The organism is Kitasatospora mediocidica KCTC 9733 (assembly GCF_000744225.1).
Taxonomy (GTDB): Bacteria; Actinomycetota; Actinomycetes; order Streptomycetales; family Streptomycetaceae; genus Kitasatospora; species Kitasatospora mediocidica.
The window spans coordinates 1393964-1419855 of sequence record NZ_JQLN01000004.1; the positions used below are offsets into that span (position 1 = coordinate 1393964).

Consider the following 25892-nt stretch of genomic DNA (forward strand, 5'->3'; position numbering starts at 1 on the left):
CTCCGCCTAGAAGTTCTTCGCACCCGCCGTGATCGCCTCGCGGATGCGGAAGTAGGTGCCGCAGCGGCAGATGTTACGGATCTCGTCGAAGTCGGCGTCGCCGATCTCGTGCCCCGCGGCGCGGGCCTCGCGGACCTTGGCCACCGCGGCCATGATCTGGCCGGGCTGGCAGTAGCCGCACTGGGCGACGTCGTAGTCCAACCAGGCCTCCTGCATCGGGTGCAGGGGCTTGCCCACGGTCGCGGGCAAGCCCTCGATGGTGGTGATCTCGTCAGTGGGCTGGATCGCGCTCACCGGCACCGAGCAGGGGTTGAACGCCTTGCCGTTGATGTGGCTGGTGCAGGCCTGACAGACGCCCAGGCCGCAGCCGTACTTGGGGCCGGTGACCCCGAGGACGTCGCGCAGTACCCAGAGCAGGCGGACGTCGTCCTCGACGTCCACCGAGACCGGCGCGCCGTTGAGGATGAAGGTGTGTGCGGACACAGAGGTGCTCCTAGTAGGCGCGGGTCAGGCCGTCGACGGGCGACTGCGGGATCGGGGGCGTGGTCGGCAGCGGGGTGAAGGCCAGTGGCGCGGCCTGGTTGATCGGGAAGCTGGTCGGCATCGTGCCGGTGGCCCGGGCATAGGCGCAGGCGACCGCGGCCATCGCGGCACCGACCGCGAGCTCCCCGGCACCACCCGGCGTGCCGCTGCTCGGCGGCATCACCACGATCTGCAGGTCGGGCGGGGTGTTCCACTGCCGAGTGTAGAAGTAGTTGTCCCAACTTCCTTCCTGGAAAACCCCGTTCTCGAAGTGCATGCCGGAGGTCAGGGCGACGGCGATGCCGTCCGAGATACCGCCCATCATCTGGGCCTGGAGACCGAGCGGATTGACCGCGAGACCGGCGTCCACCGCGCAGATCACCTTGGTGACCCGAGGCCCGGTGCAGGCGTCGGGGATCTGCCGGCCCGTGGTCGCCGCCGTGCAGTCGATCTCGACCAGTATCGCGGCCACGCTGTGGTACTCGGGGTGGAGCGCGATTCCCTGCGCGGTGCCCGGCGCCATCGTCCGCCCCCAGGAGCCGAGTTGGGCGACCTTGTCGAGAACGGCGATGGCCCGCGGGTCCTTCAGCGTCTGGCGGCGGAACTGGTACGGGTCCTGTCCCACCCCGGCGGCGAGCTGGTCGACGATCAACTCCTGCGCACAGCGCACGTTCGGCGAGTAGATGCCGCGCATGCTGCCGGTGTTGAAGCCCTTGTCCACCTCGCTGAGCAACTGCGTGGTGACGCCGAAGTTGTAGGGCGTCTGCTGGGTCAACTCGAAGATGGTCTCGGAGAATCCGATGTCGCCGACCGGCAGCTTGGCCACCTGGGAGGTGATGACCTCGCCCAGGCCGTGGCTGAAGTCGGTGGCCACCGAGGCGTGTCGCTGCTCGAAGGTGAGCACCTGGCCGAGCGCGTGGGTCGCGCGCACGTGCGAGATGCTCATCGGGTGCGTCCGGCCCTGGCGGAACTCGTCGGTGCGGTGCCACATCAGCTTCACCGGCTTGCCCATCAGCTGCGAGATCTCGGCAGCCTCCAGGGCCGCGTCGGCGAACAGCTTGCGGCCGAACGACCCGCCGCCCTGGACGACATGGACCGTGACGGCGCTCTGCAACAGTCCCAGCTTGGCGGCGATCGCCCCCTGCGCGACGATCGGCGCCTTCACCGCCGCCCAGACCTCGGCCCGGCCGGGGCGGACGTCGGCGATCGCGCAGTTCGGCTCCAGCGCGCTGTTGCTGGCGAAGGCGAACGTGAAGGTGGCCTCGACGGTCTGCGCCAGCAGGTTCAACGGCGGTACCACCAACGGAAGTTCGGCGGCCTTCAACTCCTTCAGGAGAGTGCTGTCCGAGGAGTTGTCCTCGGTCCCCGGACCCCAGGTCACCTGCAGCGCGCGCACCGCGTCGATGCACTGGCCGAAGGTCGCCGCGCGGACGGCGACGCCGGTGGCGATGATGACCACGTCGGTGACGCCCGGCATCGCCTTCACCGCCGCCAGGTTCTGCACGGAGAGCGGGGTGCCGTTGAGCGTCGGCGGCCGGCAGACCATGGTCGGCAGCGCGTTCGGCACCGCGAGATCCATGGCGAACTGCTTGCGGCCGGTGACGATGTCCAGCGCGTCGATCCGCTTCTGCGCCGTCCCGATCACCTCGAAGTCGCTCTGCTGCTTCAGCACCACGCCGACCTGCACCGTCACCTGGCTCGCGGCCGCCGCGGCCAGCGAACCGTAGGTGGCGCTCTGCCCGTTCGGCGAGCTGACGACGCCGGCGGCCGTGGTCAGCGTCGAGGCGGGGACGCCGAAGCGGACGGCCGCCGCGGCCAGCAGCCGCTGGCGCGCGGTCGCGGCCGCGACGCGGATCGGGGTGTAGGTGGAAACGGTGGTGTTGGAGGCGCCCGTGAACTGGTTGAACAGCAGCTCGGGCCGGGCGTCCGCGAGCGTGATCCGCACCTGCGCGAGCGGGATGTCCAGCTCCTCGGCGATCAGCATCGCGGTGGAGGTGGTGACGCCCTGGCCGACCTCGGCACGCGGCAGCGCGAAGGAGGCGGTGCCGTCGGTGTTCAGCTGGATACTGATCAGCCCGGAGGTCGGCGACGCGGCCGTCGTCAGCAGGTCGGTGAGGTCGAGCAGGTCGGCCGGCTCCGGCAGGGACGGCACGGCCGCCTGTGCCTCGGTCGGCGCCAGCGCCGCCTCGCCCAGCTGCGCGGCGACCATCAGCGTCGGCCCCGCCAGGACGTACCCGAGGAAGCGCCGCCGCCCGACCCCGCGGCCGCTCTCGTCGTCCTCGTCCTGCGGCAATCGGCCCTGATCCCCCATCAACTGTCCTCCCGAAGAACCGTGCGAAAGGGCACGTCAGGCATGCCCGCGACAACCCTAGGGGGCGAACGGCGTTCGACCGGCGGCGGGGTGGCCACAGCCCACAGCCCACGCCCCACGCCCGGCGACCCGCCGACCCGGCGACCTGGCGACCCGGCGACCTGGCGACCCGCCGACCGATCGCGACGTTCCGGGCCGACCCCCTGCGGCGCCTCTACGATCCGTGACCATGACGACGACTCGCCCCCGCGCCACCCGCACCGGCGCCCCCTTCGGCGCCTGCACCGGAGCGCTCGTGATGGCCGCAGCCTGCTGGCTGACCGCGCTGCCGCCGGCCACGGCCGCAACCCCGGGCGGGACGGGCCTCGGCAGGGCGAACGGCCTGGGCGATCCGGTCTTCCCCGCGCTGGGCAACACCGGCTACGACGCGCTGCGCTACGACCTCGACTTCGTCTACCGCGCCGGAACCCGCACGGTGGACGCGACCGCCGGCATCACCGCACGCAGCCTGCGCCCGTTGAGCGGCTTCGAGCTCGACGCGCTGGGCCTGGACGTGCACAGCGTGCAGGTCGACGGCCAGCCGGCCCACTTCGCGCTGCACGACGAGAAACTCGCCGTCACCCCGGCGAACCCGGTGCCCTCGGGCGCGGTCATGACCGTCCAGGTCCAGTACACCGCCGACCCGCGCGCCGCACTGCCGCACAGCGGATGGGTGCCCACCCCCGACGGGTTCGCGATCGCCGGGCAGCCGGACAGCGCGCACACGGTCTTCCCGTGCAACGACCACCCCAGCGACAAGGCGGACTTCACCATCCGGGTGACCGCCCCGGACGATCTGTACGGGGTCGCCAACGGCTCGCTCACCTCCACCACCGAGCAGCAGGGGCAGACCACCCGCACCTACACCTCGCGCGACCCGATGGCCACCGAGCTGGTCCAGGTCTCGGTGGGCCACTACACCGTGCGCGACCGCCCCGGACCGGTCGGCGTCCGCCTGCGGGACATCGTCCCGACCGCGCGCGCCGCCGACCTGGAGCCGGCCCTGGCGCTGACACCGGGACAGCTCGACTGGCTGCAACAGCGCCTGGGAGCCTTCCCGTTGGAGAGCTACGGGCTGCTGCCGGCGAACACCGACGCCCCCGACGCGTTCGGCTTCACGGGTCTGGAGACGCAGACCCTGACGCTCTACAAGCCGAACTTCCTGCGGCAGCCCGAGTCCGCGATCGGCTCGCACATGATGCACGAGCTGGTGCACTCCTGGTTCGGCGACAGCGTCACACCGCAGAGCTGGGCGGACCTGTGGCTCAACGAAGGCCACGCCGACTTCTACGGACTGCTGTACCGCTATGAGCGCGGCTGGCCCGACTCGCTCGGCCTCACCTCGCTCGAGGCGCGAATGAAGGACACCTACGCCAAGGGCGACCAGTGGCGCCACGACTCGGGCCCGGTGGCCGCGCCCGATGCGGCGGACCTCTTCGACGGCCAGCGCTACCTGGGCGGCGTCCTGGTCCTCTACGCACTGCGCGAGAAGGTCGGCGAGGCGACGTTCGCCCGTATCGAGCAGACCTTCCTCCAGCGCCACCGCAACGGCACCGCGACCACCCAGGACTACATCACGACCGCCTCCGACGTCTCCGGCCAGGACCTCGGCGGCTTCCTCACCGACTGGCTCTACGGCACCCACACCCCGCCGATGCCCGGCCACCCGGACTGGACGGTCTCGCACACCACCACGGTCGCCACCACCCGTGGTACCGCGACACTATGACGGCCGTCACTTCGCAGTGCCCACCCCCACCGGCTCCCGGTCCACGGCAAAGAACTCCCGGGCCCGCTCCAGCGCCACCCCGTCCGTCAGCACGCCCCCAGGCCGCGTGGCGTGCCCCAGCAACCCGCCACCCCAGCGCGCCCCGAAGTACGCGGCGCTCAGGCGCAGCGTCCCCAACAGGGGCTCGGCCACCGCATCGTCCGCGTTCGCCATCACGCTGACGGACCAGAAGGTCTTGGCGCCCATCCGCTCCTTGAAGTCCACCCCCGGCAGCCGCAGCCAGTGCGACCAGTGGTCGAGGTAGAGCTTGGCGCTGGAACTGACGCTGTACCAGTACAGCGGCGAGACGATCACCACGTCCGTCGCCGCCAACGTCGCCTCCAGCAGCAGCCGTTCGTGCTCACCGAGCTCCCGGTCCGCGCCCTCCCCCGCATGCCGGAGGTCCTTGAAGGGCGGCAGCGGAAAGTCCGCCAGCCGCAGCCACCGCTGCTCGGTCCCGGCCGGCAGCTGAGCGGCCGCCTCCCGCGCGAGCGCTTCGGTGTTGCCGCCGTCGCGGGAACTGGCAAGGACGAAGAGGAAGCTCTTTGCGTCAGTCATCATGCGCATACATTAAATGCATCTGCAACTAATCTCAATCCTCCCCCGCCCGGCACCCACACGCAGCAGACCCACAGCAGGCTCGTCGGCGGGCGAGGCGGCCGGCGCGTGTCTCAGCGCCGTTGCCCCCGGGCGTCGCGGGCCACTGCCGCAAAGCGTTCGACCAGGGGGTTGCGATCCTCGCGTCGCCAGGCCATCGCGACGGTGGTGCGCACGGTGGTCGGGGCGATCCGGCGGTAGGCGACGCGCTTGAGGCGGATCCGGCGGATGCTCGCGGGGGCGAGGGAGACGCCGAGACCCGCCTCGACGAGTGCGCAGACCGTCTGCCACTCCACGGCCTGCTGGCCGAGCCGGGGTTCGAAGCCGGCCTCGCGGCACAGGTCGAGGATCCGGTCGTGGACCGTCGGTCCGGCCTCGCGCGGCAGCAGGACGAACGGTTCGGCCGCGAGTGCCGCCAGCGCCGCGACGGGGACGACGCGCCGGGCGGCCAGCGGATGCCCGGCGGGCAGCACCACGACGAACCCCTCGGAGAGGATCGGCTCGGTCACCAGCCCGGGATCGTCCGGGGGTTCGCGCAGCAGTCCGAGGTCGATCAGCTGCCCGTGCAACGCCGCCACCTGCGGCGCCGTGGTCATCTCCCGTATCTCCAGATCGACTTGTGGATACAGGTCCCGGTAGGCGCGCAGCAGGTCCGGCAGGACGGTCAGCGCGAGCGAGGCGGCGAAACCGATCCGGAGCCGACCGGCCGCGCCGCCCCCGGTGCGCCGCGCCGCGTCCAGGCCGACGGCCAGCTCGTCGAGCGCGCGCCGGGCGGCCGGGAGGAGTTCGCTCCCGGCCGCAGTGAGGGCGACCGGACCGGGCCCCCGGCTGAACAGCGGGTAGCCGACCCTCGTCTCCAGGCGGCGGATCTGCTGGCTGAGCGGCGGCTGCGCGATGCCCAACCGCTCGGCCGCCCGGCCGAAGTGGAGTTCCTCGGCGAGCACCGCGAAGGCGTGCAGCTGCCGGAGTCCGAGTTCGGGGCGATCGTCCATGTCCATATCGTCCATGACCACAGCGTCCATGACCGACGGGACAGCACACGGGACAGCACTCGGGACGGCCCCTGCGATATCGCCGGAGATATCACGGTGGACGCGGCAGGGTATTGGACATATCACCGCAGGCTGCCTAGCTTTCCGGCATGACTGAGCGACGACGACGCGCGATCCTGAGCGGTTCCACCTTCGAGGAGGAGATCGGCTACGCCCGGGCCGTGGTCGACGGCGACTGGGTGCACGTCTCCGGGACGACCGGCTTCGACTACGCGGGCATGACCATCTCCGACGACGTGGTCGAGCAGGCCGAACAGAGCCTGCGCAACGTCACGGCGGCGCTGGCCGAGGCCGACTGCACCCTCGCCGACGTCGTCCGGGTCCGCTACCTGCTGCCCGAGCGCGCCGACTTCCCGCTCTGCTGGCCCACCCTGCGGCGCAGCTTCGGCGAGATCCGGCCGGCCGCCACCATGCTCGTCTGCGGCCTGGCCGATCCGCGGATGAGGTTCGAGATCGAGGTGACGGCCCACCGCGCGTCCACTGCCCCGAGCAGTCTCACCACGCCGTACAGGTCCTAGCCGATCGAGCCGAGCCCCGGGAGGACCCGCTCGGCGAGCTGTTCGGCGAAGCTGACCGGGTGGCGGTCCGGCACCACCTGGAGTTCGTCGATGCCCAACCGCGCGTACTGTTCGGCGAGGGCCAGGAACGCGTCGACGTCGTCCAGCACCGCACGGCCGCCCAGGGCGGTCTTCGTGATGGCGTCGTAGTCGCGCCCCTCGTCCTCGCAGTGCGCGCGCAACACCTGGAGCTTGTGGGCGACTTCGTCCGGTGAGGTGGCGAAGAGGTTGCAGGAGTCGGCGTACCGGGCGACCATCAGCAGGGTCTTCTTCTCACCGCCACCGCCGATCATGATCGGCGGGTGCGGCCGGCGCAGCGGCGCCGGGACGCAGAGCGTCTCCTCCAGCTGGTAGTGGCGGCCCTGGAAGGGGCCGTCGTCGTCGCTCCACATCTGCAGGCAGATCTGCAGGGTCTCCTCCAGCCGCTCGAACCGCTCGGCCACCGGGACCACCGGCACGCCGAGGGCGCGCTGCTCGCGCTCGTACCAGGAGGCGCCGATGCCGAACCTGGCCCGGCCGCCGGAGAGCACGTCGAGGCTGGTGACGATCTTCGCCAGCAGACCGGGGTGGCGGTACATCACGCCGGTGACCAGCACTCCGAGCTCCATACGCTCGGTCAGCGCCGCGACATAGCCGAGCGCCGTGTACGCCTCCAGCATCGGCTGGTCGGCGCTTCCCGTGCCGTGCTCCATCTGGAAGTAGTGGTCCATCACGGTGAACGAGGCGACGCCCGACTGCTCGGCGATCCGCGCGGTCTGCGCCAGCGTCGGACCGATCAGCGCGGGATCGGTGGGAGTCGAGTAGTTCCAGTAGTGCAGACCGAGTTTCATGAACAGTCCTCAGCTCTGAATACGACGGCCCGTCGGCCGGTCCGGCTGCCCACGATAGCGGCGGGGCGGGCCACCGCGGCGCAGGAGAACGACCCCTGCCCTGCGGCGTCGCCGCGGCCCGTCGACGCCCGTCGACCCCTCCCGCCCTCCCGCCCAGGTCGCGGCACCACTGGGTCGATATACGGGCATTCGGGGATCTGACGCATCGGAATAGCGCTTTTCATCCTTTTCCGCACGGGCCGTGCAGCCACCACCGCCAAACGCCGGAAATTCGGCCATGAATCACCGCTCGGAATGTTCGATTTAGGGCGAACACGTTGACTCTTGTGCGCAGTGTGGCATGTGCAATATAGTATTGCACTGATAGAGCGTCACAGTACCTCAGTAGTTCCACCGTTGTTTCCTCCCCCCGCGCGCCTCAACGCCGAGTCGCGCGTCGGAGCTGCTCGCGTTCGGTCCTCCCCCGCTTCTCCGCATGGCAGCTCTCCCCCGTGTGCGCTCCTCACGCTCCCCCTCAGCCAGTCCACTGGCACGCCCCGGTCCGCAGCCTGTGGACCGGGGCACCTCCCCCATGCACCCCACCTGAAAGGGACTGTGTCACGTGACCAGACTCAGATACGGTCTGTTCCGGCGCGGCAAGCGAGCCGTGTTCACCGGCCTCGTCGTGGCCATCGCCGGCGCCGGACTCGTCGCCAACCCGCTGACCGCCACGGCCGACCCGCACCCCGCCTCCGCGGGATGGGTGCAGACCACGGCCAGCGGTTGGATGCAGGTCCAGCCCGGCACCCCGAAGGTGGCCAAGCCGACCAAGCCCACCGCCAAGCCGGCGGTCCGCGGCAAGGTCGGCGCGAGCCGCCCCGCCCCGGTCGACTCCAGCGGCAAGATGCACCCGCAGGTCGCCGACGGGGCCGACCCGTCCACCGGTAATCCCGATGACGGGTACGTCTCCAACCAGTACGACCTGCAGCTGCAGTACAAGGGCGGACAGGACTCGACCGGTGTGATCATCGGCCCGCCGAAGGTGTACCTGGTGCTCTGGGGCTCGCAGTGGGGCACCCCGTCCACCAACGCCGCCGGTGACGTGGTGATGTCCAAGGACGCCGACCAGGCCGCCCCGTACCAGCAGGACTTCTTCAAGGGCCTGGGCAGCGCCGGCGACGGCTGGAGCGGGGTGCTGACCCAGTACTGCGAGGGCATCGCGGCCGGCAGCATCCAGTGCCCGGCCGGTGCCTCGCACATCCCGTACCCGAAGGCCGGCAGCGTCCTCGCCGGCGTCTGGGTGGACAACGCCGCCCCGGCCCCGCAGTCCGCGAACGAGCCGCAGCTCGGTGCCGAAGCGGCCGCCGCCGCACAGCACTTCGGCAACACCACCGAGGCGCAGAACCGCAACGTGCAGTACATCATCGACTCGCCGCAGGGCACCGACCCGGACACCTGGAAGGAGCTCGGGTACTGCGCCTGGCACGACTTCGAGCACTCCTCGTACGGCCAGCTCGCCTACACCAACATGCCCTACCTGACGGACGTCGCCGGGTGCGGTACCAACTGGTTCGGCGAGAACACCCCCCGCGGCCGGCTCGACGGCTACGGCATCATCGGCGGCCACGAGTACGCCGAGACGCTGACCGACCCGAACACCCCCGGCGGCTGGACCGACGCCACCGGCCAGGAGGTCGCGGACAAGTGCGCCTGGATCCCGGCCGGTTCGAACGGCGGACTGTTCACCGAGAACCTGTCCACCGGCTCGTTCCCGCTGCAGACGCTCTGGTCCAACACCGACCACCTCTGCAGTGCCTCGGACCCCGTCTACACCAACCCGCCCGTGGTGCTCAGCACCATGTGCGACCGGACGGACACCCCCAACTCGCCGCTCTCGATACCGGCAGTGGCCGTCGACAGCGCCGGAGGCGCGGTCAGCTACAGCGCCACCGGCCTGCCGAAGGGGCTCAGCATCAACGCCTCGACCGGCGTCATCTCCGGTAGCGCCGCCGCCACCAACGGCTACGTCCGGATCACCGTCAACGCCGCCGACAGCGCCGGCAAGACGGCGAGCACCGGCTTCTGGGAGAACCTGGCGGCCGGCGCCCGGGTCGGCTGCGGCAGCATCGAGCAGCTGATCGACCCCGGCTTCGAGAACGGCTCGGCCGACGTCAACCACACCGGGATGACCGACGCGTGGAGCCCGTCCGGCTACAACGTCATCACCCCGTCGAGCCTGCACTCGGCGCACTCGGGCACCTGGTACGCCTGGCTCGGCCAGAGCGTCGGCAGCGACGACTCCATCACCCAGTACCTGGACACCTACCCGGGCTACTCCGCGGCGTCGTTCTCGTTCTGGCTCGACACCGAGACCACGAACACCTCGGCCACCCCCGACACGCTGTCGCTGATCGCCATCGACCAGTACACCAAGCAGCCGCTCGGCACGGTCAAGACGTGGAGCAGCCAGGGCTCGACCCCCGGCTACCAGTACCAGTCGGTGGACCTGTCCCCGTACCTCAACCAGGTCGGCTGGGGCACCACGATCGGCCTCGAACTGGTCTCGCACGAGTCCGGCAGCGCCGCCACCACCGCGTTCCTGGTGGACGACGCCTCGGCCCGCGAGAACTGATCCTTCCTGCCGCACCCCGCAGGACCCCATCCGCCCGTCGCAGCCGCACCCCGGCTGCGGCGGGCGGTTCGCGTCGGGCACCCACGGTCCGGGCGCGTTCGGCGCAGGCGTTCGGCGCAGGCATTCGGGGGGTACCTCGTGGCGCTGGGGCTCCGGCGCGGTGCGGCGATCTACGGTTTGCTGAGCCCACCCGGGCCCACCTGGACCAGGAGGTGCCGGATGCCATCGCCCACCAGGCGGAACGCCGTACGACGGGCCGACCGACTGCGCGAGTCCGCGCGCCCGGCCTCGCCCGTCGGGCCCGGGGTGCAGCGCGTCGCCGGGTACGCCTGGCGGCTGCTGGTGATGGCCGTCGCCCTCTACGTCGTCCTCATCGTGCTCGGGCGCCTGGTGCTCCCGGTGGTGGCGGTCTTCGTCGCCCTGGTGATCACCGCGATCCTGCGCCCGGCCGCCGACCGGCTCACCCGGCTGATGCCACGCGTGCTCGCCGTCCTGGTGACCGTCCTGGGGGCACTGCTGCTGCTCGCCGGGGTGCTCGCGCTGATCGGCGAGACCGTGGCCGGCGAGTGGACCAGGCTGGGCAACGACTTCAGCGGCGGGATCGACCGGATCGAGAAGTGGCTGGAGGGAGCGCCCTTCCACCTCCGGCCGGACCGCCTCGCCGGACTGCATTCGAAGCTCAGTACCTTCGTGTCGTCGCACCGCTCGACGCTCGTCAGCACCGCGGTGAACGAGGCCGGGCGGGTGCTGGAGATCGTCACCGGCGCGGCGCTCGCGCTGTTCTGCTCGATCTTCTTCATCCACTCGGGCGACGGCATGTGGCGCTGGGCGCAGCGCCAGTTCCCGGCCGACGCCCGCGCCACCACGGCCCGGGCCGGCCAGGCCGCCTGGCGCACCTTCGCGGGCTACACCCGCGGCATCATGATCGTCTCCGCCAGCAACGCGATCCTGGTCGGCATCGCGCTCGTCGTCCTCGGCGTGCCGCTGGCCCTGCCGCTGACCGTCCTGGAGTTCTTCGCCACCCTGGTCCCGCTGATCGGCTCACCGGTCGCGCTGGCGATCGCCGCCGTCGTCGCCCTGGCCGCGAAGGGCCCGGTCACCGCCCTGATCGTGCTGGCCCTGATCGTGGTGATCGGCCAGATCGAGGGCCACCTGCTGCACCCCGTGGTGATGAGCTGGGCCGTCAGCATCCACCCCGTCGCCGTCGCCCTCTCCGTCACCGCCGGCGGCATCCTGGCCGGCGTGATCGGCGCCGTAGTGGCCCTCCCCCTCGTCTCGGTCGCCTGGGCCGTCATCTGCGAACTCCGCACCCCGGCCCCGAACTGACCCCCGTCGCCGGTGCTCCTAGCGGTACGGATCGCGCAACGGCCGGGGCTCGCGCACCCCACGGACGACGGCGTCCGGGAGTTCCGGACCGGCGACGTAGTAGCGCCCTTGGGCCTCGCCCCGGGCGACCAACCAGGCCGACTTCACGAGTTCGCGGATGTCGCGCTGAGCCTGCTGCTCACTCAGTTCCGCGTCCGCCTGATAGGTCACGCGGCGAAGTCGGTTGCCCATCGCGGCGGGGTAGAGCGCGTAGATCATCCGTTCGGGCCAGCCCCTTCGGCCGATCGCCTCGTCGAGTCCCGACCAGACCTCCCGCGTGGTCTCCACCTGACGGGCCACCGTCTGCGCCTGCTGGTGATGGGCACGAAGGCAGAACCGCACCCATGGCAGGCTGTCCCGTTCCGGCGTCCAGACCGGACCCCCGACATCGGCCAGCACGTCGTAGTAGCGGTAGGTGTTGCGAGCGCGCCCCAACCACTCCTCGATGCTGGAGAACTCAGGGGCCACGATTCCCTCCCGAGCGAGCACCAGCGTGTGCAGAGCACGGGACATCCGCCCGTTGCCGTCGGACCAGGGATGGATCGCCATCAGGTTCAGGTGCGCCATCGACGCACGCACCAGCCCCGGGGCCGCCAGGTCACCATCGTTCAGCCAAGCGACCAGCTCACCGGTCAAGGTGGGCACCTGCTCAGCTGCGGGAGCCGTGTAGGCGGCGATGGTCGGATCCTCGGCCGACGTGACGTACACCGGGCCGGTGCGCCACCAACCGGGCCGCTTCAGCAGATGATGGCCCTGCATCATGAAGTGCAACGCGTTCAGCAGGCCCGCGCTGTAGGCAAAGTCGTCCGCGGCATCCGCCAGCCGCTGGATGTAGGTCATCGCCTGCCGATGGCCCTCGATCTCGGCCGTCACCGTCTCACCCGCGTCGATCGGCGTCTCGCCGACCATGATGTCCTCGACATCCGAGACGCTCGCGGCATAACCCTCGATCGTGTTGGAGCCCGCGATTGCCCGCGCAGTCAGATTCCGCCGCAACTGCCCCTCCCAGCGTCGGGGCGTCCGAAGGTGCAGCCGAAGGTTCCCCCGCATCTCCTCGATCTCCGCGAGGACCCGCAGATCGGCGTCTTCCAGCTCAGGCAGTTCGTACAGCATGAAGCAATGACACCATCATGGCATTACTCCGTCAATCGTCACACGCCTCGGCCGGGTCACTCAGTGGGTCAGAGCGGCGCGGGCTTCCTTCAGGCCGTAGAAGACGATGACGTAGCCGGCCAGTGGGTCGGCCCACCAGAGGCCGAGGGCGGAGTTCAGGAGCAGGCCGAGCAGGACGGCGGTGGCGAGGAGGGCGTCGACGAGGGTGACGCGGCCCTCGGTGCGCAGGACCGGGTTGTCCAGGGCGGCTCCGGTGCGGGACTTGCCGTGAGCCAGCAGGAACATCACCGCGGCGGTGACCGCGGTCCAGGCGATGCCGGCGGGGCTGTGGTGGGCGTGGTGGCCGGCGGCCAGTGCCCAGGTCGACTGGACCAGCAGGTAGAGCGCCAGCGCCAGGAACGCGGCGCCGATCAGCCGCATGGCCTTGCGCTGCCGCTCCTCGCCGGTGCCCGACAGTTCCCAGATCACCACGGTCGAGGCGGCGATCTCGATCAGCGAGTCCAGCCCGAAGCCGGCCAGGGCCACCGAGCGCGCCGCGACGGCGGCGAAGGCGAGGACGACGATGCCGACGACGTTCCACGCCAGGGTGGCCCACTCCAGGGCGAAGCCCCGGCGCAGCAGGCGGGCGGTGTCCGGGGCGGGTGCGGACGTGGGCGCGGGAGAGGTCGATGCCATGACGGACATCCTCCCAGCTGCCGCCGACCGCTGGGCCCAGGCCGGGCGAGCTACGCCGGGAGGCCGGTCTCGCTCGCGAGGACGCCGACGGCGCGGTGCAGCGACTGCGCCTCGGCCGGGCTCAGCGAGGCGGTCAGTTCGGCGTCGAGGGCGGTCGCGGCGGCGGTGCAGGACGCGAGCAGGGTGCGTCCGGCGGGGGTGAGCGAGAGGCGGTGCCGACGGCGGTCGTCTGGGTCGCGGAGCCGCTCGACGGCTCCGAGCGCCTCCAGCCGGTCGGTGAGCCCGACCACCACGCTCGCCACCACGCCCAGGGTCTGCGCCAGCTCCAGTTGCGAGGCGGCCGCGCCGGCGCTGAGCACGGCCATCAGCGCGACGTGCTTCGGCCTGATCCCCAGCGGCTCGACGGCCGCCGCGAACCTGGCCGACGCGATCGCGCCCAGCCCGCCGAGCCGGTAGACCAAGGTGGTCGTCACCTCGGGGAGTTCGGCCTCACTCATGCGGCCAACGCTACCCTCGGGGAACCGTTCGTAGGGAGAATGGTGGATCGGGAGTTTCCCGCGGTCGTCAGCGCGGCCCGGGCAGCGGGACGGCGTGCAGGCACTTGGTCACGCAGGGGCCCGGATCGTCCGCCAACGGCTCGGCGACCCCGTCGGCGCCGATCTGCACCAGGAACTCGCCGGTCTCGTCCACGTAGACCGGACGCCCGTCCACCCCGACCCGGTCCGAGAGCAGGACGGTGACCACCCGGGGCGGGGCGTGCGCGCCCGGCGTCCCCGGAAGGGTGATGGCATAGCGTTCGATCACGGTCATGGCGGACTCCTGCCCTCGATTGGCCTCTGACCGGCCGAGCGGCCGCCCAAACCTCGTCGGGCCGATGAAATAGGCGCAGCCGAGCCCTCATGATCATCGCCCGCCGGCCTGACGGTGCGTCGGTGACCGGAGGTACCGTTCGGGGCATGAGCGACCAGGATTTCACCGTCCCGATCACCGTCCGCGGCTACGAAACCGACGCCCAGGGCCACCTCAACCAGGCCTGTTACCTCCAGTACGCCGAACACGCCCGCTGGGCCCACCTGGAGAGCGCCGGGATCCGGCAGGCCGACCTGCTGGCCGCCGGGGTCGGCCCGGTCGTGCTGGAAACGACGATCAAGTACCGGCGCGAGCTGCGCGCCGGGGACGAGGTCGCGGTCAGCTGCCGCTTCGAGTGGGGCACCGGCAAGACCTTCCGGCTGATCCAGACCATCACCCGGACCGACGAACCCGACGCCGCGACCCCCACCGTGGCCGCCGAACTCACGGCGGTCAGCGGCATCCTGGACCTCACCGCCCGCCGCCTGGTCCCCGACCCGCGAGCCGCCCTCGGCGCCCTCGCCACCGACCCGGCGGCACTCGGCATCTGAGCCGGCGAGTGATCAGCGGTCGCCGACGGACCCAGCCCGGGGCAGCGCGTCGAGCTGGGCGGGGTTGCGGGTCGGGCGCTCCTTGTGGACGAAGGCGCGCCGCAGCGCGTGGTAGGGCGCCTGTGGGTCGAAGAAGATGGCGTGCATCCGGGCGAGTTCGTCCTCGCGGTAGGCGGCCAATGGGCGGTCGGCGGCGTCGCGCTCCAGGCGGGCCTTCTTCTCGCCGATCCGCTGCGGCGTGGTCGGCAGGGCGGCCAGCCGGGCGGCCAGCGCGCGGACGTCCCCGGCGAAGTCCGCGGGTCCGCTCTCCACGATCCGGTCCACCAGTCCCAGGCGCTGGGCGCCCGCCGCACCGACCGGGAGCGCCTCCTCGGTCAGCCGCCGGGCGGCGGCCGGGCCGACCCGGCGCGGCAGGGTGTACGTCCAGTACTCGGAGCCGTAGAGGCCCATCAGGCGGTAGTGCGGGTTGAGGACGACGCCGGCCCGGCACCACACCTCGTCGGCGGCCAGCGCCAGCATCGCGCCACCGGCGGCGGCGTTGCCGCCGAGCGCCGCGACGGTGAGCCGGTCCGTGGTGGTCAGCACCGCCTCCACCAGGTCGTCCATCGCCTGGATGTTGGCCCAGGACTCCGCGGCCGGGTCGGCGGCGGCCTCGATCACGTTGAGGTGGATGCCGTTGGAGAAGAAGTCGCGGCCGCCGCCGAGCACCAGGACCGAGGTGGGGCGGGCGCAGGCGAGGCGGTAGGCGGCGAGCAGGCGGCGGCACTGGTCGGTGCTCATCGCGCCGCCGGGGAAGGCGAACCGCAGCACGCCGACCGGTCCGTCCTCCCGGTAGTCGATGTCCGTCCAACCGTCAGCGGCTTCGGGCAGGTCCGGCAGCAGCCCGCCGAGCGCCGTCACCGCCGGGAGTTTGACACCGGGCGGCCCGCCGGGGCGGCGACGGGCCCGTAGTTCGGGGATCCACACCGCGCCGTCGGCGGTGGCCCGGCAGACGGCGCCGGCCCGGGTCGCCAGCAGCTCGCCCGGGCGCCCGCGCAGCCGGTCCTCCGGGTGGCCGCCGTGCAGGAACCACTGGGCGCCGCAGAGTTCGTCGAGGACTCCCGGCTGCGAGTCGGCGGCGCGCAGGGCCCGCAGCACCGCAGCCGTGCCGTCGCGCCGCCAGTCGATGCGGCGCAGGCTCTGGTCGAGGTAGGGACGGGTCCGGCCGGCGGGCACCAGGCCGGCCTGCCGCTGCGGCGCGTACGTGCCGGAGGCGACGCGGTCGACGGCGAGCAGCACCGCCTCCACCGCGGCGTCGGAGATCTCGCCGCGGTAGAGGTCGCTCTTGGCGACGCCGGCGGGGACCGCGCAGGGCACGGTGGCCCAGACGTCCCCGGCGTCCATGACCGCGTCCGCCTGCAGGACGGTCACGCCCCACCGCTCCGCGTCCTCGTGCAGCGCCCAGTCGAGCGAGGACGGACCGCGGTCGCCGACCGGGCCCGGGTGGACGATCAGGCAGGTGTGCGCGGTCCAGAGGTCGGCGGGGATCGCGCTCTTCAGCATCGGGGCCAGGGTCAGGTCCGGCGCGTGCCGGCGGACGGCCGCCCGCAGCGCGTCGTCGTCCGGGGCCTGCGCCAGCTGCACGCCCACCAGGTGTCCGCGATCGCGCAGTTCGACGAAGACCCGTTGGGTCAGGCTGTTGAACGCGCTCGCGACGAGCAGAATCCGCACGGTTGCCTCCCGGCCGCCCGGCGCACGGGGGAGGCGGCGGGCCCGGCCGTCAGCGATCCTCACGCCCGGGCGCGCGGCGACCGCGAACGCGCGCCCGGCGACCGGCCCGTGAGTCGCCCGATCGGGCGCAGAGCGAACGCTGCGGGGCCGCCGCGCTACCGAGGCGCTGCCGCGCTGCCGAGGTACTGGGGCGCTGCCAAGGTGCCGGCGCGCCGCTGTCGCGCTTCTGTGCTCCGGGTCTCACTCCGCGAACACCCCCCTCCGACAAGTGTTGTCGGATGCAATACTCTCCACATGGTCGGTATATCTGATGACGTACCTGGTGGGGACAGTCCCGCCCAGGAGGAGATCGACGCGTTCCAAACCGCCGCGCGCGATCTGATCGGCGTGGCGCTCAGGAGCCTGGACGTGCTCGCGGGACAGGTCTCGCTGCCGCAGTTCCGGATGCTGCTCGCACTGCGGGACCTCGGGCGCTGCCCGTCCTCGCACGTCGCCCAGGCGCTGGGCCTGGGCGCCTCCTCGGTGACCCGGCTGGCCGACCGGTTGCACGTCTCGGGACACATCGCGCGCGGCGCGGACGCGCACCACCGCGGGGTGGTCACCCTGGAGCTCACCGCACTCGGCCACCACGTGGTGAGCGAGGTACTGGACTGGCGCCACCAGGAGTTCGCCCGCATCCTGGCCCGCCTGGAGCCCGGCCAACGGGCCGCGACGGCGGAGGGCCTGCGCGCCTTCCATCAGGTGGTCGGCGACGGCTACGCGGCCGACGTACACGGGCCGGTGCCGCTGTGAGCGCCAAGCCCGTCACCGGGGCGCACCAACGGGCCGCCCACCTGGGGGACTTCACCGTCGGCCCGCGGATGCTGCTGATCTGCGCCTGGGCCCTGCCGGTCGGCGGCGCGGGCGCGCTGGCGGCACTGTTCCTGCAACGGCTGATCGGGCTGGTCACCAACCTCGTCTTCTACCAGCGCTGGGACACCGCGCTGGTGGCGCCCGGCCTGCACCACCACCCGTGGTGGCTGGTGCTGTTGGCGCCCGTCGCCGGAGGTCTGGTGATCGGGGTGATGGCCCGCTACGGCTCGGAGAAGATCCGCGGCCACGGGATGCCCGAGGCCATCGAGGCGATCCTCACCGGGGGCAGCCGGGTCGCCCCGAAGGTCGCCCTGCTCAAGCCGGTCTCGGCCGCGATCAGCATCGGCACCGGCGGCCCGTTCGGCGCCGAGGGACCGATCATCATGACCGGTGGCGCCATCGGTTCGATGCTCGCCCAGGCGCTGCGGCTGAGCGCGGACGAGCGCAAGACGCTGCTCGTCTCCGGGGCCGCCGCCGGCATGGCCGCCACCTTCAACTCCCCGATGGCCGCTGTGTTGTTGGCCGTGGAACTGCTGCTCTTCGAGTGGCGGCCGCGCAGCTTCGTGCCGGTGGTCGGCGCGGTCGCGGTCGCCACCGTGACCCGTGGCGTCCTGATGGGCACCGGTCCGGTGTTCCCCGTCCCGACCACCGGTCTGCACCTCAACGGCGGCGTCACCGCGCTGGCCGCGGTGGTCGGGCTCACCGGCGGCGTCCTCGCGGTGGCCGCGACCTGGCTGGTCTACCGGGCCGAGGACGCCTTCGCCCGGCTGCCGTTCCACTGGATGTGGTGGCCCGCCATCGGCGGCGCGGTCATCGGGCTGGGCGGCCTGGTCGAGCCCCGCGCCCTGGGCGTGGGCTACGACGTGATCGACCAGCTGCTGACCGGCCGGGCCAGTACCTCACTGATCATCGGCATCCTGGTGGTCAAGACGCTGATCTGGTCGTTGTCGCTGGGCTCCGGCACCTCCGGCGGCGTGCTGGCACCGGTGTTCATGATCGGCGGGGCGCTCGGTGCCTGGGAGGGCATGCTGCTCCCCCAGGTGATCCCGGGCTTCTGGGCGATGGCCGGGCTGGCCGCGGTGGTCGGCGGCGTGATGCGCTCCCCGCTCACCGGGGTGGTCTTCACCCTGGAGCTGACCCACGCCTGGCCCACCGCGCTGCCCCTGCTGGTCGCCTCGACCACCGGCTACGCGCTCTCGACGCTGATCCTCAAGCGGTCGATCCTCACCGAGAAGATCGCCCGACGCGGGCTGCACCTGACCCGCGAGTACTCCACGGACCCGCTGGAGACCTTCTTCGCCGAGGAGGTCATGCGGCGCGAACCGCACGTGCTGGCCGCCGGCCACCGGCCGGACCCGGCGTTCCTGGCGACCCTGCGCGACGAGGCCGCCGCCGGGCACGGCCAGCGGCTCTACCCGGTGACCGCCGACGACGGCAGCCTGGCCGGCGTCGCGACCCGACGCGACCTGCTGGCCGGCGCGGACGGCGACGCAGGAGCGGACGCGGTCCAGGAGGCTCGGGTGGTGATCCGTCCCGACGACACCCTGCGCCACGTGGCCTACCTCTTCGCCGAGCACCACGTCACCAGCGCGCCGGTGGTCGGCCACTCCCCCGGGTTCCCGGCCGGCCGGGTGCTCGGCGTGATCAGCCTGCGCGACCTGCTGCACGCCCGGCGGCACGACCTCACCGAGGAGCACCACCGCCAGCGCCTGATCCCCCGCCAGGCCACCGCGCCCGCCGCTGCCGTCGCCGCTCAGGTGGTGAGCCGGACGCCGATGTAGGCGAGAGCGGCGATCAGCAGCCAGGAGGCCAGCCCCACCAGGAGGGCCCGTCCCCCGGTGCGGACCAGCGCGCGGACGTCGACCGAGCTGCCGAGCGCGAACAGCGCGCCCGCCAGCAGCAGTCCGTCCAGCTGGTCCGCACCGGTGATCACCGAGGCGGGCAGCAGCCCGCTGGTCCGTACGGCCACCAGGGCCAGGAAGCCGGCCACGAAGAGCGGCACGACGGGCTGCCGCCGGCCCGGGACCGGCGCACCCGCCGGGCCCGCCGCCGCGGCCGTCCGGGCCCGGCGGCGGGAGAGCGCGACGCCGGCGACGATCGGCGCGAGCAGCGCGACCCGCATCAGCTTGACCACCACGGCCTGGCCCAGCGCGGTGGGTCCGGCGCCCTGCGCGATCGCCACGACCTGGCCGACGTCGTGCACGCTGGCCCCGGTCCAGCGGCCGAACTGGACGTCCCCCAGGCCCAGCGGGGCCTGGAGCAGCGGGAGCACCGCGATCGCCAGCGTGCCGCAGAGGGTGACCAGCGCGACCGCGGTGACCACGTCCTCGTCGTCACTCTCGGTGACGCCGTTCATCGCGGCGACCGCGGACGCCCCGCAGATCGAGAACCCGGTGGCGATCAGCAGCGGCTGGTCACCGGGCAGCCCCGCGCGCCGGCCGAGCCACTGGGTGCCGAAGAAGGTCGCCGACACCACCCCGAGCACCACCAGGACGGTCTGCCAGCCCAGCGCCACCACGTCGCCCAGCGCCAACTTCAGGCCCAGCAGGGCGATCCCGAGCCGCATCAGCCGGCGGGAGGAGAAAGCCAGGCCGGGCCGGAGCGCGGCGGGCAGCAGGCGCAGGTTCCCCGCGACGACCCCCAGCACCACCGCCCAGGTGAGCGGCGCGACGGCCGGCACCAGCCGGTTCACCGACCACGCCACCGCGACCGCCGCCGCCACCACGGTGAGCCCCGGCAGCAGGCGCGTGGCGGGAGCGGGAGCACGAGGCGTGGTGGGACGCGGGAGGGAGAGGGTCATGACAGCCAGATTCCCCCGGCCCCGCGGCGGCCGGTACCCGTCGGTTACCTGGCACGCGATAACTTATCCCTATGACCTCGACCCCACCCGCAGGCCCCCGACCTGCGGATCGTCCGCGCCGACTGCCCGACCTCAACGCGCTGGAGCTCCTGGTCACCGTCGCCGAGACCGGCAGCCTCGGACGGGCCGCCGGCCGGCTGGGCATCAGCCAGCCGGCCGCCAGTGAGCGGATGAACCTGCTGGAACGCCGGCTCGGCCTCCAGCTCGTGCACCGCTCCACCACCGGCTCCCGGCTCACCGACACCGGGGTGATCGTCACCGACTGGGCCCGCCAGGTGCTGGAGGCCGCGCAGGCGCTGGCCGAAGGCGTCGACGCGCTGGTCTCCCGGCAGGACGGACGGCTGCAGATCGCCGCGAGCCTCACCCTCGCCGAACACCTGCTGCCCGGCTGGCTGGTCACCCTGCGCACGCTGAGCCCCGGCGTCCACGTCGGGCTCCAGGTCGCCAACAGTCAGCAGGTGGTCGAGGCGGTCCGCCGCCACGACGCCGACCTGGGCTTCATCGAGAGCCCCGCCACGCCCCGCGACCTGCGCACCGCCGTGGTCGCCCACGACCGGCTCGTGGTGGTCACCGCCCCCGGACACCCGTGGACCCGCCGCAGGCAGCCGCTCACCGGCGCCGAACTCGCGAGCACCCCACTCGTCCTGCGGGAGGCCGGCTCCGGCACCCGCGACACCCTGCGGCGCGCCCTGCGCGCCTGGAACGGCCCGTGCGAGCCCGTCCTCGAACTGGGCTCGACCACCCCGCTGCGCGCCGCCGCGGCCGGCGGCGCGGCCCCGGCCGTCCTGTCGCAGCTGGCCGTCGCCGACGACCTGGCCGCCCGCCGCCTGGTCGAGATCCCCACCACCGACGACCTCGCCCTGCACCGCACGCTGCGAGCCGTCTGGCGCAAGGACACCGAGCTCACCGAGCCCGCCCAGCACCTGCTGCGGATCACCCGCCGGAGCTGAACCGCCCGGCTACCACCAGTACGCGGGGTACCGGGCCGCGTGCTGGGCCCGGCTCGCCGCGACACCGGCGGCCACCAGCAGGACGGTCGCCGTGGTCAGCAGGACCAGGAAGGGCACCGGATGCGGCGCCTGGAGCACGGCGATCACCGCGGTGGCGGCGGCCGGCGAGTGCGGCATCCGCGCGATCGTCACCGCCCCGATCGCCGGCCCGCCGGCCAGCGCCCCACGGCACACCAAGGGGACGACCGAACAGGGCCGCTAGTGCCGCGTCAGGCACTAGATGACGGCGTCCTTGATGCTGGGGGTGATGTTCAGGGCGGGGAGCCACTGCTGGCAGTGCTCGCAGGGCATCCGCTTGACCCAGCTGCGGGTCGGGCGGCCCCGGGCGTCCATCGCGACGATCACCGGGTCCTTGATCACCCGGGGAGTGCCGGTGAAGTCCGCTCGCACCGCGGCCGCACTGGCGTAGTTCCCGGCCACGATGAACGCGTCCAGGGCGTGGACCTCCGCGCAGCCGGTGAGAGTCCAGTCCTCCAGCTGGTCCACCAGGAGGCCTATGAGCGCGCTGGTGACGGCCGACACCGCGCCGCCGTTCGTGCCCCGGTAGGCCGTGCCGTCGATCACCAGGATCGCCTTGACCAGCGGCGTGTCACCCTTGGGGGCGTCGCTCCCGATGGCCTTGGCCATCTCCGCCTTCAGCAACTCCTGGTTGGTGAGCTGGACCACCTGCCGCACCGGCCGCTGCCGGGGCTGGGCGGCGGCGAGTGCGTCCGCGTCCTGCTGCTTGAGCACCTCCACCAGGCGCTCGCGCAGATCCTTGAACGCCAGCGCCGAGGCCGCGCCGTCACCGCTGAACCAACCCAGCAGGCTGCGCCGCGCCGCGTGGCCGGTCCGGGCTTCGTGTCCCACGGTCAGCCGGCGGATCTCGGACACCAGGGCGGCGAGGGCGACATGCTCGCCGTCGGGGTACTCGTCCGTGTTCAGCAGGTTCCCCTGCTCCAACTCGACGATCGCGCGTGCGGCGATCCCGGAGATCAGCCGCAGCTCCGCCAGGCTCTCGTCGTCGTCCAGCGGCGGCGGGGGGCCCACTGCCTTCGGGCGTCGCAGATAGGTCTTCTGATCACCCGTCAGACCCCGGAGGACGGCCTCCAGGTTCTGCGTGAGCTGGACGGCCCGGCTGGGCCTGTCGGGCTGATAGTGCATCGCTGCCTCCCCAGAGTGCCGAGGAGTCGCGATGCTACTCCGCCCGTGGAACGGAGGGAGCGGAACGGCTGATGATGCGTCAGGCAGTGGCGAGCGAGACCTCGGTGGACTTGATGAGGGCGACGACGGGCGCGCCGACGGTCAGCCCGAGGTCGGTGACGGCGTCCTTGGTGATGGCGGCGGTCAGTTCGCCGCCCTCGACGGAGAGTTTGACGGTGGCCATGGCGGCGCCGGCGGCGATGTCGGTGATGGTGCCGGGGATCTGGTTGCGGATGCTCAGGCCGGTCACCGGGCCGGTGGCGAGGGACACCTCGGTGGACTTGACCATGGCGCGCACGGCGCTGCCCTCGGCGAGGCCGAGGTCCTTGACGGCGTCCACGGTGACGGCCGCGGTGATCAGCTGGCCGCCGTTGAGGCGGGCCTTCACGGTGGCCATCGCCTCACCGGTGGTGACGGAGGTGACGGTGCCGAGGATCTGGTTGCGGATGCTCAGGCTCATGGGATCGACCTCACGGATAGGGGTGAGCAGGGAGTGGCCGCCGTGCTGTCCGCGGCGTTACCAACCAACCGTAGCGAGCTGTTCCGGGCTGCGAGGAGCGCCGCTCGCAGCTGCCGGCCCGCAGCTGGGGGGCGGGTCGCAGGTGAGCGGAAGAGGCGTCCGAATGCAGCATCGGCCAGTGCCGCGCCAGGCAACTTCTGCGCGGCGGGGCGAAGGTTGCCTGACGCGGCACTACACACCGCCCAACGCCTGTTCGGCCCAGATCACCTTGCCGGTCGCGGTGTAGCGGGTGCCCCAGCGTTCGGCGAACTGGGCGACCAGGAAGAGTCCGCGGCCGCCCTCGTCCGTGCTGGCGGCGTAGCGCAGGTGCGGGGAGGTGCTGCTGCTGTCGGAGACCTCGCAGATCAGGCTGCGGTCGTGCAGCAGCCGGACCCGGATCGGTTCGGCGGCGTAGCGGATCGCGTTGGTGATGAGTTCGCTGAGGATCAGCTCGGTCACGAACGCCATGTCCTCCAGCCCCCAGAGCTCCAGCTGCCGGCTCACGGCGGCGCGGACGTCGGAGACGGCGGCCGGGTCGGAGGGCACGTCCCACTCGGCGATCCGGTCGGCGGGCAGCACCCGGGTCCGGGCGACCAGCAGGGCGACATCGTCCGTCGGGTGCGCGGGGAGCAGCGCGGCGAGCACCGCCTCGCAGGTCTCCTCGGGCCCGGGTCCGGCCTCGTGCAGAGCCTGGCTCAGCAGTTCGAGGCCCTGGTCGATGTCGCGCTCGCGGTCCTCGACCAGGCCGTCGGTGTAGAGCACCAGCCGACTGCCCTCGGGCACGGTGACCTCCGCCGCGAAGAACGGCAGGCCGCCGAGGCCCAGCGGCGGGCCGGCCGGGACGTCGACGAACTCCACCGTGCCGTCGGGCCGGACCAGCGCGGGCGGCGGGTGGCCGGCCCGGGCCATCGTGCAGAGCCGCGAGACCGGGTCGTAGACGGCGTAGAGGCAGCTGGCGCCGGTGACGGCGTCGCCGCCGCCGGGGGCGCTCTGGTCCTGGTCGAGCCGGTTGACCAGGTCGTCCAGGTGGCCGAGCAGCTCGTCGGGCGGCAGGTCCAGGGTGGAGAAGTTGTGCACCGCGGTCCGCAGCCGGCCCATGGTGGCGGCGGCGTGCAGGCCGTGGCCGACGACGTCGCCGACCACCAGCGCGACCCGGGCGCCCGGCAGCGGGATCACGTCGAACCAGTCGCCGCTGACGCCCGCCTGGGCGGCGCGGTAGCGGTGGGCGACCTCCAGGGCGTTCTGCTCGGGCAGGCCGTGCGGGAGCAGGCTGCGCTGCAGCGTCATCGCCATGGCGTGCTCGCGGGTGTAGCGGCGGGCGTTGTCGACGCAGACGGCGGCGCGGGCGACCAGCTCCTCGGCGAGCGAGAGGTCGTCCTCGTCGAAGCGCGCCGAGTCGTGCGAGCGCCAGAACTTGGCCAGCCCCAGCAGCACGCCGCGGGCCCGCAGCGGGACCCGGACCACCGAGTGGACCCCGTACTCCAGCAGCCGTTCGGCGCGCTCGGGGTCCTGCGCCAGCCAGTCGGTGGAGGAGGGCAGGTCCGGGTCGAAGACCGCGCGCCCGGTCTCCAGGCTCCAGGCCTGCGGGGTGGCGGGCCGGATCGTGATCAACTCGCCCACCGGGTAGAACGGCGAGGGCCCCGGCGCCCCGCTGAAGGCCACCCGACGCATCACGGCGCCGCTGCCCGGTGCCGGCTCCTCCCCGCGCAGGACCACGTCCGCCAGGTCGACGGTGACGAAGTCGGCGAAGCGCGGGACGGCGACCTGGGCGAGTTCCTCGGCGGTCCGGGTGACGTCCAGCGTGGTGCCGACGGCCACCGTGGCGTCGTAGAGCAGCTTGAGGCCGCGGCGGGCGGCCTGGGCGGTGTCGGAGACCGCGTGCAGTTCGGTGGAGTCGCGCAGGGTCGCCACGCTGCCGGGCGGGCCGCCGTTGCGGTCGGTGGAGCGGACGTTGACCACCAGCAGCCGGTCCCCGGTGAGCAGCACCTCGTCGCTGACCCCGCGCCCGGACGCCAGCAGCTCGGCCGCCGCGTCGTCCAGGCCGAGTTCGGTGACCGGGCGCCCCTCGGCGTCGGCGGGCAGGCCGAGCAGCCGGCGGGCCTCGTCGTTGGCGAGCAGCAGCCGGCCGTCCCCGGCCAGGATCAGCACGCCCTCGCGCACCGCGTGCAGCACCGCGTCGTGGTGCTCGTACATCCGGGTCATCTCGGTCGGGCCGAGCCCGCGGGTCTGGCGCAGCAGCCGGCGGCTGGCCAGCGCGGTACCGGCCGTCGCGAGGGCCAGCGCGGCGGCCGCGGCGCCGAAGAGCAGCGGCAGCTGGTGGGCGACGATGCCGTTCACCTTGCTGATGGTGATGCCGGCCGAGACCGCGCCGATCACGACGTGGTGGGTGTCGTAGACCGGGACGATGGCCTGCACGAGCGGGCCGATGGTCCCGGTGATCTGCTCGGTGACCACCTGGCCCTGCAGCGCCGGCTGGTAGTCGCCGACGAACTTCTTGCCGATCCGGTCCGGCAGCGGGTGGGTGTAGCGGATGCCGTCGGTGTTGATCACGACGATGAAGTCCACGCCGGAGGCGATCCGGGCGGCCTCCGCCCGGGGCTGGAGGATCGCGGTCGGGTCCGGCGACTGCATCGCGGCCACGATGCCCGGCGAGTTGGCGAAGGTCTGGGCGACGGCCACCGAGCGGTCGCGGGCCTCCTGGGTGGTGTCGCGGTGCGACTCCAGGACCAGTGCCAGCGCCGCCGCCAGCACGAGCAGCAGGACGACGACGACCTGCAGCGCGAAGACCTGGCCCGCGACACTGCGCAGCCAGCGCAACGGCCGTGGCCGGCGTCTGGGAGGCCTCCGGTCCGCAGCCGGGGGCCGCTGCCCGCCCCGCCGTCCTCGGCCGGTGGGCAGCGCGGCCGAGGATCGGGCCATCAACCGGGCCATGAGCCCAT

The 25892-nt window shown here is 72.5% G+C and carries 23 protein-coding genes; 8 read left to right on the top strand and 15 right to left on the bottom strand.

What is annotated here, in order from left to right; translation table 11 throughout:
• Nucleotides 1-6: 6 nt before the first annotated feature.
• Both BS80_RS13635 and BS80_RS13640 read right to left on the bottom strand, forming a co-directional pair.
• Nucleotides 7-483, bottom strand: a complete 477-nt coding sequence (locus BS80_RS13635) for a (2Fe-2S)-binding protein (RefSeq protein WP_035796787.1) — start codon at nucleotides 481-483, stop codon at nucleotides 7-9.
• Between the two features lie 10 nt (nucleotides 484-493).
• On the bottom strand, nucleotides 494-2833 hold the full coding sequence (locus tag BS80_RS13640; RefSeq protein WP_051966557.1) for a molybdopterin cofactor-binding domain-containing protein: 2340 nt from the start codon (nucleotides 2831-2833) through the stop codon (nucleotides 494-496).
• A gap of 229 nt (nucleotides 2834-3062) precedes the next feature.
• Between BS80_RS13640 and BS80_RS13645 the strand changes: the two genes are divergently transcribed.
• Nucleotides 3063-4601: a M1 family metallopeptidase gene (locus BS80_RS13645; RefSeq protein WP_051966558.1), complete on the top strand. Its 1539-nt coding sequence runs from the start codon at nucleotides 3063-3065 to the stop codon at nucleotides 4599-4601.
• A 6-nt stretch (nucleotides 4602-4607) separates the two neighbouring features.
• On the opposite strand, the gene BS80_RS13650 is transcribed toward BS80_RS13645, so the two are convergent.
• Nucleotides 4608-5201 (bottom strand): flavodoxin family protein, encoded by a 594-nt coding sequence (locus BS80_RS13650; protein ID WP_332262167.1) that lies wholly within the window; start codon nucleotides 5199-5201, stop codon nucleotides 4608-4610.
• 110 nt (nucleotides 5202-5311) lie between these two features.
• Complete coding sequence (locus BS80_RS13655) at nucleotides 5312-6229, bottom strand: LysR family transcriptional regulator (RefSeq protein WP_035797543.1); 918 nt, start codon at nucleotides 6227-6229, stop codon at nucleotides 5312-5314.
• A 149-nt stretch (nucleotides 6230-6378) separates the two neighbouring features.
• Between BS80_RS13655 and BS80_RS13660 the strand changes: the two genes are divergently transcribed.
• Nucleotides 6379-6807, top strand: coding sequence for a RidA family protein (locus BS80_RS13660; protein WP_035796792.1), 429 nt, complete (start codon nucleotides 6379-6381; stop codon nucleotides 6805-6807).
• Here BS80_RS13660 and BS80_RS13665 read toward each other — a convergent pair.
• On the bottom strand, nucleotides 6804-7676 hold the full coding sequence (locus BS80_RS13665) for an LLM class F420-dependent oxidoreductase (RefSeq protein ID WP_035796795.1): 873 nt from the start codon (nucleotides 7674-7676) through the stop codon (nucleotides 6804-6806). The two genes, BS80_RS13660 and BS80_RS13665, sit on opposite strands and share 4 nt — an antisense overlap.
• Nucleotides 7677-8277: 601 nt before the next feature.
• Between BS80_RS13665 and BS80_RS37740 the strand changes: the two genes are divergently transcribed.
• Nucleotides 8278-10287 carry an Ig domain-containing protein gene (locus tag BS80_RS37740; protein WP_051966559.1) on the top strand — a complete coding sequence of 670 codons (2010 nt, stop codon included), beginning with the start codon at nucleotides 8278-8280 and terminating at the stop codon, nucleotides 10285-10287.
• A gap of 219 nt (nucleotides 10288-10506) precedes the next feature.
• Nucleotides 10507-11613 (top strand): AI-2E family transporter, encoded by a 1107-nt coding sequence (locus BS80_RS13675; protein ID WP_063771958.1) that lies wholly within the window; start codon nucleotides 10507-10509, stop codon nucleotides 11611-11613.
• Nucleotides 11614-11631: 18 nt separating this feature from the next.
• Here the strand turns inward: BS80_RS13675 and BS80_RS13680 are convergent, their stop codons facing one another.
• The 4 genes from BS80_RS13680 to BS80_RS13695 all read right to left on the bottom strand — a co-directional run bounded on the left by BS80_RS13680 (nucleotide 11632) and on the right by BS80_RS13695 (nucleotide 14250).
• Nucleotides 11632-12765, bottom strand: a complete 1134-nt coding sequence (locus BS80_RS13680; protein WP_035796798.1) for a Fic family protein — start codon at nucleotides 12763-12765, stop codon at nucleotides 11632-11634.
• Nucleotides 12766-12825: 60 nt separating this feature from the next.
• Complete coding sequence (locus BS80_RS13685) at nucleotides 12826-13440, bottom strand: cation transporter (RefSeq protein WP_051966560.1); 615 nt, start codon at nucleotides 13438-13440, stop codon at nucleotides 12826-12828.
• 50 nt (nucleotides 13441-13490) lie between these two features.
• Nucleotides 13491-13937 carry a MarR family winged helix-turn-helix transcriptional regulator gene (locus tag BS80_RS13690; protein WP_035796801.1) on the bottom strand — a complete coding sequence of 149 codons (447 nt, stop codon included), beginning with the start codon at nucleotides 13935-13937 and terminating at the stop codon, nucleotides 13491-13493.
• 67 nt (nucleotides 13938-14004) lie between these two features.
• Nucleotides 14005-14250: a DUF6296 family protein gene (locus tag BS80_RS13695; protein WP_035796804.1), complete on the bottom strand. Its 246-nt coding sequence runs from the start codon at nucleotides 14248-14250 to the stop codon at nucleotides 14005-14007.
• A gap of 146 nt (nucleotides 14251-14396) precedes the next feature.
• On the opposite strand from BS80_RS13695, the gene BS80_RS13700 reads away from it, so the two are divergent.
• The gene (locus tag BS80_RS13700; RefSeq protein WP_035796807.1) at nucleotides 14397-14840 is read left to right on the top strand and encodes an acyl-CoA thioesterase; all 444 of its coding nucleotides are present in this window, start codon (nucleotides 14397-14399) and stop codon (nucleotides 14838-14840) included.
• A 12-nt stretch (nucleotides 14841-14852) separates the two neighbouring features.
• Here the strand turns inward: BS80_RS13700 and BS80_RS13705 are convergent, their stop codons facing one another.
• Nucleotides 14853-16550, bottom strand: coding sequence for an enoyl-CoA hydratase-related protein (locus tag BS80_RS13705; RefSeq protein ID WP_035796810.1), 1698 nt, complete (start codon nucleotides 16548-16550; stop codon nucleotides 14853-14855).
• A 294-nt stretch (nucleotides 16551-16844) separates the two neighbouring features.
• Between BS80_RS13705 and BS80_RS13710 the strand changes: the two genes are divergently transcribed.
• Nucleotides 16845-17342, top strand: coding sequence for a MarR family winged helix-turn-helix transcriptional regulator (locus BS80_RS13710; RefSeq protein WP_035796813.1), 498 nt, complete (start codon nucleotides 16845-16847; stop codon nucleotides 17340-17342).
• Between the two features lie 68 nt (nucleotides 17343-17410).
• Nucleotides 17411-19183, top strand: a complete 1773-nt coding sequence (locus BS80_RS13715; protein ID WP_083974699.1) for a chloride channel protein — start codon at nucleotides 17411-17413, stop codon at nucleotides 19181-19183.
• On the opposite strand, the gene BS80_RS13720 is transcribed toward BS80_RS13715, so the two are convergent.
• The gene (locus BS80_RS13720; RefSeq protein WP_035796816.1) at nucleotides 19156-20202 is read right to left on the bottom strand and encodes a YeiH family protein; all 1047 of its coding nucleotides are present in this window, start codon (nucleotides 20200-20202) and stop codon (nucleotides 19156-19158) included. The two genes, BS80_RS13715 and BS80_RS13720, sit on opposite strands and share 28 nt — an antisense overlap.
• Before the next feature lie 71 nt (nucleotides 20203-20273).
• Here BS80_RS13720 and BS80_RS13725 point away from each other — a divergent pair, with 71 nt between their 5' ends.
• Nucleotides 20274-21212, top strand: coding sequence for a LysR substrate-binding domain-containing protein (locus BS80_RS13725; RefSeq protein WP_051966562.1), 939 nt, complete (start codon nucleotides 20274-20276; stop codon nucleotides 21210-21212).
• A 9-nt stretch (nucleotides 21213-21221) separates the two neighbouring features.
• Here the strand turns inward: BS80_RS13725 and BS80_RS39370 are convergent, their stop codons facing one another.
• The 4 genes from BS80_RS39370 to BS80_RS13745 form a co-directional block, all read right to left on the bottom strand.
• A complete protein-coding gene (locus BS80_RS39370) occupies nucleotides 21222-21446 on the bottom strand; it encodes an HPP family protein (protein ID WP_408607375.1) in 225 nt (74 codons plus the stop codon).
• A 42-nt stretch (nucleotides 21447-21488) separates the two neighbouring features.
• Entirely contained in the window at nucleotides 21489-22415 is a 927-nt protein-coding gene (locus tag BS80_RS13735) for a hypothetical protein (protein WP_035796818.1), read from the bottom strand.
• Nucleotides 22416-22494: 79 nt separating this feature from the next.
• Entirely contained in the window at nucleotides 22495-22914 is a 420-nt protein-coding gene (locus tag BS80_RS13740) for a TOBE domain-containing protein (RefSeq protein ID WP_035796820.1), read from the bottom strand.
• A 231-nt stretch (nucleotides 22915-23145) separates the two neighbouring features.
• Nucleotides 23146-25884, bottom strand: a complete 2739-nt coding sequence (locus BS80_RS13745; protein WP_083974603.1) for a SpoIIE family protein phosphatase — start codon at nucleotides 25882-25884, stop codon at nucleotides 23146-23148.
• Between the last annotated feature and the right edge of the window lie 8 nt (nucleotides 25885-25892).